The organism is Natronomonas sp., from assembly GCF_047616845.1.
Classification (GTDB): domain Archaea; phylum Halobacteriota; class Halobacteria; order Halobacteriales; family Haloarculaceae; genus Natronomonas.
Genome location: NZ_JBLGBY010000064.1, coordinates 1 through 11,942, shown reverse-complemented (window position 1 = coordinate 11,942; position 11,942 = coordinate 1). Strand labels below are relative to the sequence as shown.

The window sequence follows — 11,942 nt, the reverse complement described above, 5'->3', positions numbered from 1 at the left end:
GCCGAAGAAGAGGCCGAAGAAGAGGCCGAAGAAGAGGCCGAAGCGGAAGCCGAAGAAGCCGACGAAGAGGAAGGCGACGACGAGGAAGGCGGCGAAGGCCTCGGCGAACTGTTCGGCTAACGCCAACAGCCAATCTTTTCCATCTTTCAACCGCGTAGCGATAGCGCCGCTTCGGCCGCGTCGAACCACTCTGGCCACGACTTTATATATGAATACGCGGCCAGAGTGCCGCGATGGAAGTCATCGTCACGTCCCGGTCGGCACTCACGGCGCTTGGCTTCGTTCTCGCGGGGAGCACCCTTGGGACGGCCAGCGGGCTGGTTCCGGGACTCCACGCCAACAACATGGCGCTGCTGCTGGCTGGCTTCGCGCCTGCGATACCGGGGCCGCCGCTGTACGTCGGCATGGCGATGTTGTCCGCCGGCGTCGTCCACACGTTCCTCGAAATCGTCCCCACGCTCGCGTTGGGCGTGCCCGACCCGGCGATGGCCGTCGCGGCCCTGCCTGGGCATCGACTCGTCCTCGAAGGCCGGGGGCGGGAGGCGCTCCGACTATCGGCGCTCGGCAGCGGGCTTGCCGTCGTGTTTGCTGCTCCACTTGCCATTCCGGTCACACGCGTGATGACAGCTATTTGGCCGACGCTGCGAGCGAACCTTTCACTCGTGCTTGCCGGGGTCGTCGGACTCCTCGTGCTGACGGAGTACGGTCTCCGGTCGAAACTCGCAGCAGCCGCGTCGGTCGCACTGAGTGGCCTGCTCGGTCTCGCGACGCTGGATCTCTCACCGGCGGCACCGCTCGCTGCGGGAAGCATGCTCGCACCGCTTTTCTCCGGGCTGTTCGGTGCACCGGTGCTCATCGACGCGATGGGGAGCGACGGAATCCCTCCGCAGGATGACCCCCGAATCGCGCTATCGAGGCCTGGACTCGCGGGGCTTGCCGGAATCGGAACACTGGCCGGCGCGGTCGTCGGATACGTTCCAGCCGTCTCCAGCGCAGTCGCGTCGACACTCGCATTACTCGCCGTGCCAGGCCGCTACGGCGCGCGTGGTTTCGTCGTCGCAACCTCGGGCGTCAACACGGCGAACACCATCTTCGCGTTGTTCGCCCTGATCGCGCTTGGAACACCACGCACGGGTGTCCTCGTCGCGCTTGATTCGGCCGGCGTACCGATTTCGGTGCCACATCTGCTCGCTGCCATCGCGCTCGGGGCAGCGCTGGGCGGCACACTCGTGGGAACGGTTGGTGACCGGTATCTCGCTGCCGTCGGCCGCGTCGATGCGACTCGTCTCTCACTGGTGGTGCTCGGGGGACTCGGTATACTTTCCTTCGCGTTCGCAGGTGCGATTGGGGTAGTCGCGTTTCTCACTGCGACCGTCGTCGGACTCGTACCGGCCCGCTATCGCGCCCGGAGAGCGAACCTCATGGGCGTGCTCATCGGGCCGATAATAGTCGGGTGAGATTCTACGAGGTTTCCGTCGCGACGGGGTGTTCGATACCCTGAATAAGCTGGTCGATCCTGCTGTCCTCGTCGATGTCTTGGGGGTGAGCACCGATGGCGACGACGAAATCGCCGCCACTGGCCGTCTGCGTGATGTGGAGGAAGATGTCCACACTCTCGCCGCTCTGGGTCTGGGCCTCCGCGCTGAACTTCGAGATGGTGGATGTCTCACCGAGCAGCGTTCCGTCGCGCTCGCCGACCGGCTGAACGTTCTTGACGCTGTCGTACTGCTCTTGTACCATCTGAGCCAGCTTCTTATTGCTCATGTCATCAACGGGGTTCAGCGGGCCGACCGGGCCGACTTCGACGGATGGTGTAGCGAGGGCAGTGAAACGCGCCAGCTCACCACTGAGTGGGCCGATACTCACCGACCGGGCGTACTCCGCGATCGAGTTCACCACGACGACGGTCTTATCCACCTGGTCGAAGTTGCGCTCGATGGTCTGCTCTTCGACCCGCTTTTCATCGTAATCGGTCTCCGAAAGTGTCGCCTCGGCAACGACGGCCGTATCAGCCTCGAAGGTCACCTCGTCGCCCGAGAGAATGTCCGTACAGCCGCCCATCAACAGTGCAGCCGGGACGCTCGCCAGAACCGTGCGTCGTTTCATGGATGCGGGTATCGCGGCCTCCTTCATAAATTACGTGGCCGTGCGGGCGACAGGAATTGCCACGGTGTGAGCTACCAAACCTGGGCTCCCGCGACGGGCGAGACAGCGTGACACATACGTTGAACCGACGATAGCGGGAAGACAGCCACATCGGCGACGAAGTACCGGCAAAGAACGGATGACGAGGCCGTCAAAAGCGCCGATCGTGAATCTTGGCAACTGGTGGTTAACGCGCCATTAAGACCGTTCATCCCTTTCTTCCACATGAATAATAGTCGGGACATTACCGGGTGTTTATATATCCACGTACCAGTCGTAGAGGTATGCGTTGCAAGCAGGTGGTGGCTGAATGAGTTCACAGGAGGGCCAAGAGCCGACGTTAGCGAGTCTCGTCACCGAGATTCGGCGCGATGGGACGACCGAATCTGACGATCCGGCGGCTCGAACCGAGGCTGTCGTCGATGAGGCATCGGAGACGCTGTTCAGCGGAGACAACCCCAACATCGACGACGGACTGATCAAACAATCGCTTCCCGAGTTGCTCTTGCTTCTCGTCGGGCTCCGAGAGACGGACGCCCACGGTAAAGGCATCATGGAAGACCTGAATCGGTTCTTCGGGGCACAGCTGAGTCCGGGCACGGTGTATCCGGCGCTCCACGATCTCGAAGAAGCCGGACTGCTCGAGATGCGCGAACTCGTCCAGACGAAGGAGTACCGCATCGACGATACCGAAGCCGTTCGGGAGACTCTCCGAGAGGGGATGGGTCAGCATCTCGCACTCGGCTTCGTGTTCCAGCGAGCGCTCCAGGAACTGGGCGAAGACGACGAATAACGGTATTCTCCCATTTCGATGCCCGACGCGGAGTGACTACTATTCTCGCTGGATTCCACCCGGGCCGGACATCGCATCGGAGCGCCTCGATGACTCCGCCGCAGTCAGCGAACTCATCCGCACGGGCCTCGAGTAACCGGGAAGCCCGAGCCTCAACGCGCGAAGCGCGTAGGGTGGGTAGTTCAGTATAAGCAGACTGCGAATCGAAGAGCGGAGAGGCGAGCCGTCAGAGACCGTACGTCGGGCCGTCGTCAGTGTCCTGAACGTCGACACCGAGTTCCTCGAGGTCGGCGCGCAGTTCATCGGCGCGTTCGTAGTTGCCGGCCTCGCGTTCGCGTTCGCGGATGTCCAAGACGAGTTCGACCAGTTCGCCCGCAAGCGTCGCATCGCCTTCGGCTGTTCCGGCGAAATCGAAGCCGAGCACGTCGCCGGCCAATTCCTCGAACGTCTCGACCGTTTGCCGCAGGCCGACGTAATCGTGCGTCTCGCGGTCATCGAGGTGGCTGTGGGCTGCCGCTGCGAGGTCGAAGAGCGCAGCGATTGCCTCCCGGGTGTTGAAATCGTCGTTCATCGCCTCGGTGAACCCCTCGCGGGTCTGCGTGACGACCTCTCGAAGCGGGGATTCGACCTTCGTCTTGGCATCGGAGTCGTCGACAGCCTCGTTCACGCGCTCGTAGGCCGTCTCCAGACGGCTCCAGCGCTCCAGCGCCTCTTCGATGGCCTCCTCGCTGTACGTCTGCGTGGAGTTGTACGACGCCGAAAGGAAGAACATCCGCAGGGGATTCACGCCGAACTCCTCGACGCCTTCCTCGACGGTGATGAAGTTCTCGAGACTGGAGGACATCTTCGTCTCGCCCATCTGGAAGAGGTCGGCATGCAACCAGTATTTCGCGAACTGCTCGCCTGTCGCCGCCTCGCTTTGGGCGATTTCGTTCTCGTGGTGCGGGAAGACCAGATCGCGGCCGCCCATGTGGATGTCGATGGAGTCGTCGAGATGCGTCATCGACATCGCGGAGCATTCGATATGCCAGCCGGGCCGACCCTCGCCCCACGGGGAATCCCACGTTTCACCTTCGGGTGAGTCAGTCTCGTACGCATGGTCGGCATCGCGGTGTTCCTCGATGGCGTTCTCGCCGACACCGCCGGCCTTCCACAGCGCGAAATCGGACGGGTGGCGCTTCTCGGAGCGTTCTGCTTCGGGGCCCTGGGCCTCCACCTCCTCGAGTTTCTGGTTCGAGAGTTTGCCGTATTCCGGGAACTCGGTGACGTCGAAATACACGGAGCCGTTCGCTTCGTAGGCGTACCCGTCCTCGATGAGCGTCTCGATGAGGTCGATGATTTCGGGGACGTGCTCGGAGACGCGTGGATACACCTCCGCGCGCTTGAGGTTGAGCGACCGCATATCGGTCAACAGCTGGTCGATGAAATGGACGGCGACGTCGTTCTCGCTGTCCCCGAGCGTGTCGTCATCCGTGTGTTCACCGATTCGTGCGGTGATTTTCTCGTTTACGTCAGTGATGTTCTCGACGTGGCGGACGCCGTAGCCGAGCTGTTCAAGCCACCGGTGTATCACGTCGACGTGCGTCCACGTGCGTGCGTGGCCGAGGTGCGCGTAGTCCGAGACGGTCAACCCACAGTAGTACAGGAGGACGTTGTTGGGGTCGGCCGGCTCGAACGGTTCGCGCTCGCCTGAAAGCGTGTTCAACACGCGAAGCGTCATTATCGGAGCGGTCGCTCGGCGTCGGTTTCAATGCGTCGCTTACAGCGCCTCTTCGATGGCCCGAACGGCGTTCGCCCCCGCACGTCGCCCGACGACGACGACGAGCATTCCTTCGGCACCGGCGGCCGCCTCGACGCCGACCTCGGCCGTCCGGAGCCGAGCGAGCACGTCCGCGAGCGCACCGGCGTCGACATCACCCTCAGCGACGACAGCCGTGAAGTCGCCACCATCCGCGTCGAAAGCGGTGTCACCGACGGTGAGAAGCGCTTTGTCACCGTCCGAGGGGCCGACACCGGATTTCATCGAGACGCTGGCGCGGCGCTCTGGGGGATTGTATTCCCCGAGCTCTTCCGCGTACCGACGGAGTGCAGCGGTGACGGCCTCCTCGTCGCCGACCTCGAGAAACCGGGCCGCGGCTGTGTAGTTGACAACGCCCGCCCGAAGCGCCGTGTGGAGGAACGGCCGCGCCCGGACAGCCTCGCGCGTGTCGGCAGCGACAGTCATAGACGGGTTGTGACCGCACGCCGACAAACGCGTGTCGGTTCCGGCGGTCGAGCGCCAGCCGGGCACCGGTGGTTCCGTCCGGCCTCTCGAAGGATCGCGCAGTCTCGGCGAGCGGGTCAACGATAGGGCACTCAGCCTCGCGTCCAGAGTGCCGTCTCCGAAGGCCATAAGCCTGCAGTCCACTACTATCGAGTATGCAAGCGCTCGTCATCGTCGCCCACGGGTCGCATCTGAACCCGGACGCGAGCACGCCGACGTACGAGCACGCCGACACCATCCGCGAGGCCGGTGTGTTCGACGAGGTGCGAACCGCCTTCTGGAAGGAAGAGCCGTCGTTCCGTGAGGTGTTGCGCACCCTCGAAAGCGACGAGGTGTACGTCGTGCCGCTCTTCATCTCGGAGGGGTACTTCACGGAGCAGGTGATTCCGCGGGAACTCCGGCTCGACGGCTGGGATATCGACGAGTGGGACTCCGACGGCACGAGCGCGACCCACGCGACGCTCGAAGCCGAAGACGTGGGCAAGACCGTCCACTACTGCGGCCCGGTCGGCACTCATGACGCGATGACCGACGTCATCGTCCGCCGCGCCGAGACCGTCACCGGCGACCCCGACGTGGGCAGGGGGTTTGGCCTCGCCGTCGTCGGCCACGGCACCGAGCGCAACGAGAACTCCGCGAAGGCCATCCGCTATCACGCCGACCGCATCGCGAACCGCGACCGCTTCGACGAGGTGAAGGCGCTGTTCATGGACGAAGCCCCCGAAATCGACGACATCACCGACTTCTTCGAGAGCGACGACATCATCGTCGTCCCGCTGTTCGTCGCTGACGGCTACCACACCCAGGAGGACATCCCCGAGGACATGGGCCTGACAGACGACTACCGGACGGGCTGGGAGACGCCGACCGAGGTGGATGGCCACCACATCTGGTACGCCGGCGCCGTCGGCACCGAGGCGCTGATGGCCGACGTGGTCATCGAGCGGGCGGCCGACGCCGGCGCAGACGTGGGCGATGCAATCGAGGAGATACGCCGACGCACGCGGGTCGCCGGCGCCGACGCGAACGCGAGCACGGGTGACTGACGTGAACGACACCCAACTCACCGCACTCGTCGAGGCGGCCGCCGACGGTATCGACTGCGACGGCCTTCGGGTCAGCCACAGCTTGGATGGCTACACCGTCGAGACGCCGGAGGAACACCACGAGGGACTCGATGAAGAGAGGCTTCGCTGTGTCGCCGAGGAGAACCCGTGGTTCGTCTCGAATTGGTTCTACTGGGAGCGAATCCAGCGGCCCGACGCCGAAACGGCGTTCCTCCGCTGGCTGGAGACCGCCGCGGAGACGGACGTGCCCGAGCGGTACGAGGCGCTCGTCGAGAGCATCGACGCCTCGTGGGGGCAGCTCGCAATCGAAATCGCGCTCGCAGACGACGGCCACCGAACGTATAACGTGCGCAACGAGGCGGACGCCGACCGCGAGTACAGCGCCCTCGAAGTCCACACCGACCCGCTGGACGCCCGAGAACTCGTCAAGCACGGCGACAACGGCAAGTACCGGCCGCTGAAGACGGCCCCGACGCTCCCGACCGGGTGGGCGTTCGTCGACCTCGATGGTCGTTCGCTGGCCCGGACGGTCGACATCATCTATCCGGCGACCATCGCGAACTGGCATCTGGAGCGGGAGGGCGACCTCGACGTCTCCCACTGGCACGAGACGATCGAACGACAGACCGGCATCTACGGCGTCATCGAGACGTGGGACAGACAGGAGGGCCACGAACACGTCAACTGGGTCGCCGAAGCCTGCTGTGCTGACTCCCAGTGTCTGAAGCGTCGCGAGTGGGAATACGACGAGGACACCGACCTCGACGTCGACGGGGGCGACGGGGCGTTCCCGTGCCGAGAGCCCTGTTCGCTCGTCATTTCCGCGGCCCGCAAGTGGACACAGTTAGAGGGCGAAGAGCCCCAGACCTACGAGTTCGAGTTGACGCCGAGTGAGAAAGAGCAAATCGAAGACATCATCGATTCCGTCGCGGAGGGCGAAACCGAGGAGATCCGCGAGGCCGACATCTACGAGGGCGCGAACCGCTATCGGACTCGGTTCCTCCGAGCAAAGCGCTTTGACGAGGATGGCAATCTCGGTGGCGTACCGACCGAGGATTCAGGCGAGTAGGTAGTACGCCGCAACGGCACAGATGCCGCCGGCGAGTACCGAGAAGGCGCCGAGGACGAAGTTGATGCCATCGACGGCCAGAAGCGACCCGACGGCGAGGATGAGCGCGACGAGGCCGAGGACGGCGACCGGCAGCGCACGGAGCAATGGTGAGTCACCCGAAGGCTCCTCGGTCGCCGGCCGTGAGAGGTCTGGGTCGACTTCGACGGGCTGGCTCTCCGGCATCCGGTCGAACACGACATCGACGTAGTGGGTCTCCTGGCCGTGGGCGACGACGACCTTCAGTTTGCCGCGGACGACGTCCGAGGGCCAGGCGTCGGGGTCACGCACCTCGATGGTGATATCGCGGGCCGATTCCGTTTCCACGTAGTGATTTGTCGCCCGAATGCGGGCGATTTCGGAGAGTCGGTCGTCAAGGTTGAGGTGGACGTGCGTCGCCTCGCCGTAGTTCTGCAACTCGACGGTGAATGGGCCGTCAGTTTCGAAGGACTCCTGCACCTCCAGGGTGTGCAGTCCGTTCTTGTTGACGGCGACGCCGAGCGTATCAGTCACGAGCGTGGGGAGACGCGGGGGAACTAAAAAGCCTACTGCTCGAACGGTCGTGAGAAAGTCGGTGGTGAACCAATTCGGTCAGGCCGCCGCTTCGTCCCGCATGTCCGGCGGCAGCAGATTCGGAATCCCGTCCTCGATCGGGTACTCTTCGCCGCATTCGGTGCAGACGAGCCGGCCTTCGAGTACCTCCTCGTCGTCCTCGCGGATGACCTCCAGCTCGAGGTCGCTTTTGTCCAGCGGACAGCACAGGATATCCATCAGCGACTCCTTCATACCACCGTCTGGGAGGGGGCCAGCCAAAAGTATGGCGGGTTGGCCTGCTTCGGGGGATTTTACCTCGCTGGCCACCAAGCGAGCGTGTGACTGGCGGTACGTACACGCTGTTCGTCGAGCTGACGGCGCCGTCGGCAATCGAGATCGGCGCACTCGGCGAGCAGCAGTTCCCTGCGGGCTGGTACGCCTACACCGGCAGCGCGTTCGGCAGCGGCGGCTTCTCGCGGGTCGATCGCCACTACGCCGTCGCAGCCGGCGAGAACGACGCCCGCCACTGGCATATCGACTACCTTCTGGGCCACGAGAACGTCGAAATACGGGGTGACGTGCGCACGCCCGATGCGGACATCGAGTGCGCGGTCGCCCGAGCGCTGCCCGACTCGCCCGTCGACGGCTTCGGTGCCTCCGACTGTGACTGCCCGGCACATCTCGCGTACAGCGAGCAGGGTGACGAACTCCGGAACGCCGTCTCGGAGGCCCACCGTCGCGCTCGGGAGTGACGTGGAGCGGACTGCCACTCAGCCCCGAGCGGACGACGTGAGATAAATACCCGAAAGAACGACGACTCCGCCGAGAACCGTCGTGAGACCTGGCACCTCTGCGAGCAACAGCAGCGCGAGCACCGTTGCGCCGACCGGCTCGCCGAGCAGCGAGACACTGACGATGGAGGATTCGACGTGTTCCAGCGCCCAGTTGACGACGGTGTGGCCGAAGAGTCCCGGCCCGACCGCAAGCGCGAGGAAGATGAGCCACTCGCGGGAACCGTAGCCGGTGAGCGGAAGCCCCTGAACGAGCGCGACGGCGAGCAGCGTGAGCGTACAGGCCGAGTAGACGACCAGCACGTACGGAACGAGGGCGACGCGCTGGCGGAGCGATCGGCCGACGAGGACGTAGAGGGCGGCCATCAACGCCCCGAGGACGGCGAGGATGTTGCCATACAGTGGGTGGGCACCAGCGACAGCGGCGCCCGCGAGGAGTTCACCGGCGGACATCACGCCCATTCCACCGATGGCGATGGCGATACCGAGTGCTTTCCGAACGCCGATGGTCTCGCTCAAGACGAGTGTCGCGCCGATGGCGACGAAAATTGGCTGCGACTGAACGAGCGTGACGCTCGCGGCGACGCTCGTCCACGCCAGGCTCTCGAAGTAGGCGGCGAAATGTATCGCGAGCGCGGCTCCCGTCGCGGTCGCGACGAGCAGATCGCGGGGCTCGAACGCGCCGAAATCACCGCTGTGGCGCGTAACGAGGAACGGGACGACGAGAAGCGTCGTCAGCAGGACGCGATAGAACGCGAGAACGACCGACGGCGCGTCGCTCCACCGGACGAGCACGGCGCTCGTCGAGACGGCGAGGATGGCCACGGCGAGGGCAGCCATCGGCGGCGTACGGTCGGCCGGACGCGTGAACACACCGGGAGTGACGGCGGGGGCGACAAGTCCCTTCCGCAACGGATTTGACCGCCCGAACGCTGGCGGTGACATGGACGACGCCCGCGTCGGCGCGCTGTTCATCCTGCTTTCGGGCACTGGCTTCGGCACGCTCGGCGTCCTCGGCGTCGTTGCCGGCGACGCGGGCCTTTCGATACCGACGGTGCTTTTCTTCCGGTTCGGCCTCGCCTCGGTGCTCGTCACGGCCGCGCTGGCCGCCCGCGGCGAACTGGAGTTGCTTCGGGGCCGCAACCTCGCAGCCGGGGTCGGCCTGGGCGCGTTCGGATACGCGGCGATGAGCGGCCTCTACTTCGTCGGCCTGGAGTACATGACCGCCGGCATGGTCGGCATCGTCCTCTACACCTATCCGGCGTTCGTCCTCGTCTTGGCGGCGGTGTTCCTCGAAGAACGGGTCGGCCGCAAGAGCATCGCGGCTCTTCTGGTCACCCTGGGCGGGGTCGCACTGATTACCGGCGCCGACCCGGCGGCCGCAGACCCTCGTGGCGTCGGCATCGTCCTCGTCGCTGCCGTCGTCTACGCGACCTATATCACCATCAGTCGAACGGCCCTGAGGGATGTCTCGGCACCGACGCTCACCGCGCACGTGCTGCCCGCGGCGGCCTTGACGTTCCTCGTCATCGGCGCGGCGACGAACTCGCTTGCGATGCCGCAAACCGCCGTCGGCTGGGGGTCGGTCATCGGCATCGCGGCGCTCGGGACGGCAGTGCCCATCTTTGCGTTCTTCGCCGGCCTCTCGCGTATCGGTGCCGGCCCGGCATCGATTCTCAGCGCCGTCGAACCCGTCGTCACGGTCGCGCTCGGTGCCGTATTCCTCGCGGAGCCAGTGTCGGTCGTCGTCATCGTCGGCGGCTTGCTCGTATTGGTCGGGGTCGTGCTCGTTCCACGTCGACAGTAAAGCAGCCGTCCGTCAGCGGCGCCATCTTATAGTGGCGAGCGGCGAACCGTCGGGCATGCTCGAAGATCGCGTTTGTCTCATCTGCGGCGGCGGGCACGGAATCGGCGAGGAAACGGCAGTCGCGATGGCCGACCACGGCGCGACGGTCGTCGTGAACGACCTCGGAGTCGACGTCTCCGGCGAGGGCAGCGACGAACAGCCCGCCCGGGAGACGGTCGAGCGCATCGAGGAACGCGGTGGCGAGGCGATGGCACATTTCGGTGACGTGACCGACCTCGCATACACCGAACAGCTCATCGAGGACACGGTCGAGGAGTACGGTGCTGTCCACGCCATCGCGAACTTCGCGGGCGTGCTGCGCGACGGCATGCTGTTCAAGATGACCGAAGAGCAGTGGGACACCGTCGTCGACGTCCATCTGAAGGGCCACTTCTCCCTGATCCGAAATGCCGCTGAACACTGGCGAGCCCGCTCGAAGGAACTGGACGGCTTCGAGCGCGAACGGTCGTTCATCTGTGTCTCAAGCGGCGTCTCGGTCGGCAACGTCGGCCAGGCGAACTACACCGCCGCGAAGGCCGGGATTCTCGGGCTGATGCGAACCGCAGCCCTGGAACTCGACCAGTACGACGTGCGCGTGAACGCGATGTGGCCGACAGCGGTCACTCGGATGACCGAAGACCTGCCGGCGATGGCCGCCGTCGACCCCGACGACCTGGGCCCGGGACACGTCACCGGCGTCCCAGTCTTCCTCGCTGGTGAGGAGTCGGAGGGCGTCACCGGCTGTACGGTCGCCGTGGCGGGCGATAACGTCGCCATCGTCTCCGACCCCGAACGCGAACGAACGCTCTCGACGGACGACGCGGACGGGTGGTCGGCCACGGAACTGGCTGACCGCTGGGCAGAGTTAACGGACGGCTTCGAAACCAGGCGGCTGTCGAGCGGCTGGTAGCTACTCCAGAATCTCCTTCGTCTCCTTGTGACGCCCGCGGAACATCGGCTCGAACCCGACCCACCCGAGCGGCGAAACGGCGCGACCGAGTTTGCCGCCGGGCAGTTCGTACTCGACGTGGTCGACGATGAGCGTCTCCTCGCCGTCAGCGAAGAATTTATGGGTGTGTTCCCACGCCGGAAACGGCCCGCCTTCCATCACGTCGTGGAACATGGCGGCGCCGTCCGCTTCGGTGCGTTCGGTGATGACGGACGTCCAGTGCTGTCTCGGCGCGATGCCGAACGGCTGCAACGACATCTCGATGCGCGTGCCCGGCACCAGCAGTTCGGGGTCACGCTCACCGTCCGGGCCGGTGACGGTGTGCACTTCGAGATGCATGAACGCCGGCGTGAGCGCTTCCAGGCCCTCTATCTTCGAATGGAACGTCCAGACCTCCTCGAACGGCGCCTGGACGCGCGTCTCGCGCTGATACGTAGCCATACAAC

Annotated in this window: 14 protein-coding genes; 7 read left to right on the top strand and 7 right to left on the bottom strand. The window is 64.9% G+C overall.

The genetic code is table 11. From position 1 onward, the window contains the following. The first annotated feature begins 233 nt into the window (after positions 1-233). Positions 234-1,457, top strand: coding sequence for a tripartite tricarboxylate transporter permease (locus ACI8UR_RS11285; RefSeq protein WP_411714472.1), 1,224 nt, complete (start codon positions 234-236; stop codon positions 1,455-1,457). 4 nt (positions 1,458-1,461) lie between these two features. On the opposite strand, the gene ACI8UR_RS11280 is transcribed toward ACI8UR_RS11285, so the two are convergent. Next, a complete protein-coding gene (locus ACI8UR_RS11280) occupies positions 1,462-2,106 on the bottom strand; it encodes a DUF6517 family protein (protein WP_411714473.1) in 645 nt (214 codons plus the stop codon). Positions 2,107-2,455: 349 nt separating this feature from the next. Here ACI8UR_RS11280 and ACI8UR_RS11275 point away from each other — a divergent pair, with 349 nt between their 5' ends. Further along, positions 2,456-2,938 (top strand): PadR family transcriptional regulator, encoded by a 483-nt coding sequence (locus ACI8UR_RS11275; protein WP_411714474.1) that lies wholly within the window; start codon positions 2,456-2,458, stop codon positions 2,936-2,938. A gap of 226 nt (positions 2,939-3,164) precedes the next feature. Here the strand turns inward: ACI8UR_RS11275 and cysS are convergent, their stop codons facing one another. Further along, the gene (gene cysS, locus ACI8UR_RS11270) at positions 3,165-4,658 is read right to left on the bottom strand and encodes a cysteine--tRNA ligase (RefSeq protein ID WP_411714475.1); all 1,494 of its coding nucleotides are present in this window, start codon (positions 4,656-4,658) and stop codon (positions 3,165-3,167) included. Between the two features lie 39 nt (positions 4,659-4,697). Next, a complete protein-coding gene (locus ACI8UR_RS11265) occupies positions 4,698-5,162 on the bottom strand; it encodes a hypothetical protein (protein WP_411714476.1) in 465 nt (154 codons plus the stop codon). Between the two features lie 194 nt (positions 5,163-5,356). Between ACI8UR_RS11265 and ACI8UR_RS11260 the strand changes: the two genes are divergently transcribed. Both ACI8UR_RS11260 and ACI8UR_RS11255 read left to right on the top strand, forming a co-directional pair. After that, the gene (locus tag ACI8UR_RS11260) at positions 5,357-6,247 is read left to right on the top strand and encodes a CbiX/SirB N-terminal domain-containing protein (RefSeq protein ID WP_411714477.1); all 891 of its coding nucleotides are present in this window, start codon (positions 5,357-5,359) and stop codon (positions 6,245-6,247) included. 1 nt (position 6,248) lies between these two features. After that, on the top strand, positions 6,249-7,337 hold the full coding sequence (locus ACI8UR_RS11255) for a DR2241 family protein (RefSeq protein ID WP_415087880.1): 1,089 nt from the start codon (positions 6,249-6,251) through the stop codon (positions 7,335-7,337). Here ACI8UR_RS11255 and ACI8UR_RS11250 read toward each other — a convergent pair. Both ACI8UR_RS11250 and ACI8UR_RS11245 read right to left on the bottom strand, forming a co-directional pair. Continuing rightward, entirely contained in the window at positions 7,326-7,889 is a 564-nt protein-coding gene (locus tag ACI8UR_RS11250) for a hypothetical protein (RefSeq protein ID WP_411714478.1), read from the bottom strand. The genes ACI8UR_RS11255 and ACI8UR_RS11250 overlap by 12 nt on opposite strands. A gap of 78 nt (positions 7,890-7,967) precedes the next feature. Beyond that, positions 7,968-8,162: a methytransferase partner Trm112 gene (locus ACI8UR_RS11245; RefSeq protein WP_411714479.1), complete on the bottom strand. Its 195-nt coding sequence runs from the start codon at positions 8,160-8,162 to the stop codon at positions 7,968-7,970. A gap of 86 nt (positions 8,163-8,248) precedes the next feature. Between ACI8UR_RS11245 and ACI8UR_RS11240 the strand changes: the two genes are divergently transcribed. Continuing rightward, the gene (locus ACI8UR_RS11240; RefSeq protein ID WP_411714480.1) at positions 8,249-8,662 is read left to right on the top strand and encodes a GIY-YIG nuclease family protein; all 414 of its coding nucleotides are present in this window, start codon (positions 8,249-8,251) and stop codon (positions 8,660-8,662) included. A gap of 18 nt (positions 8,663-8,680) precedes the next feature. On the opposite strand, the gene ACI8UR_RS11235 is transcribed toward ACI8UR_RS11240, so the two are convergent. Next, positions 8,681-9,541 carry a DMT family transporter gene (locus tag ACI8UR_RS11235; protein WP_411714491.1) on the bottom strand — a complete coding sequence of 287 codons (861 nt, stop codon included), beginning with the start codon at positions 9,539-9,541 and terminating at the stop codon, positions 8,681-8,683. Between the two features lie 103 nt (positions 9,542-9,644). Here ACI8UR_RS11235 and ACI8UR_RS11230 point away from each other — a divergent pair, with 103 nt between their 5' ends. Next, positions 9,645-10,508 carry a DMT family transporter gene (locus ACI8UR_RS11230; RefSeq protein ID WP_411714481.1) on the top strand — a complete coding sequence of 288 codons (864 nt, stop codon included), beginning with the start codon at positions 9,645-9,647 and terminating at the stop codon, positions 10,506-10,508. A 55-nt stretch (positions 10,509-10,563) separates the two neighbouring features. Further along, positions 10,564-11,457, top strand: coding sequence for an SDR family NAD(P)-dependent oxidoreductase (locus ACI8UR_RS11225; protein WP_411714482.1), 894 nt, complete (start codon positions 10,564-10,566; stop codon positions 11,455-11,457). Here ACI8UR_RS11225 and ACI8UR_RS11220 read toward each other — a convergent pair whose 3' ends face one another. Next, on the bottom strand, positions 11,458-11,937 hold the full coding sequence (locus tag ACI8UR_RS11220) for an SRPBCC family protein (RefSeq protein ID WP_411714483.1): 480 nt from the start codon (positions 11,935-11,937) through the stop codon (positions 11,458-11,460). Positions 11,938-11,942 lie beyond the last annotated feature (5 nt).

Coding starts and splice junctions, on each gene's coding strand:
- cysS (WP_411714475.1), bottom strand. CDS start 4,658: ATGACGCTTCGCGTGTTGAACACGCTTTCAGGCGAGCGCGAACCGTTC.
- ACI8UR_RS11230 (WP_411714481.1), top strand. CDS start 9,645: ATGGACGACGCCCGCGTCGGCGCGCTGTTCATCCTGCTTTCGGGCACT.
- ACI8UR_RS11260 (WP_411714477.1), top strand. CDS start 5,357: ATGCAAGCGCTCGTCATCGTCGCCCACGGGTCGCATCTGAACCCGGAC.
- ACI8UR_RS11225 (WP_411714482.1), top strand. CDS start 10,564: ATGCTCGAAGATCGCGTTTGTCTCATCTGCGGCGGCGGGCACGGAATC.
- ACI8UR_RS11220 (WP_411714483.1), bottom strand. CDS start 11,937: ATGGCTACGTATCAGCGCGAGACGCGCGTCCAGGCGCCGTTCGAGGAG.
- ACI8UR_RS11235 (WP_411714491.1), bottom strand. CDS start 9,541: ATGGCTGCCCTCGCCGTGGCCATCCTCGCCGTCTCGACGAGCGCCGTG.
- ACI8UR_RS11265 (WP_411714476.1), bottom strand. CDS start 5,162: ATGACTGTCGCTGCCGACACGCGCGAGGCTGTCCGGGCGCGGCCGTTC.
- ACI8UR_RS11285 (WP_411714472.1), top strand. CDS start 234: ATGGAAGTCATCGTCACGTCCCGGTCGGCACTCACGGCGCTTGGCTTC.
- ACI8UR_RS11245 (WP_411714479.1), bottom strand. CDS start 8,162: ATGAAGGAGTCGCTGATGGATATCCTGTGCTGTCCGCTGGACAAAAGC.
- ACI8UR_RS11280 (WP_411714473.1), bottom strand. CDS start 2,106: ATGAAACGACGCACGGTTCTGGCGAGCGTCCCGGCTGCACTGTTGATG.
- ACI8UR_RS11275 (WP_411714474.1), top strand. CDS start 2,456: ATGAGTTCACAGGAGGGCCAAGAGCCGACGTTAGCGAGTCTCGTCACC.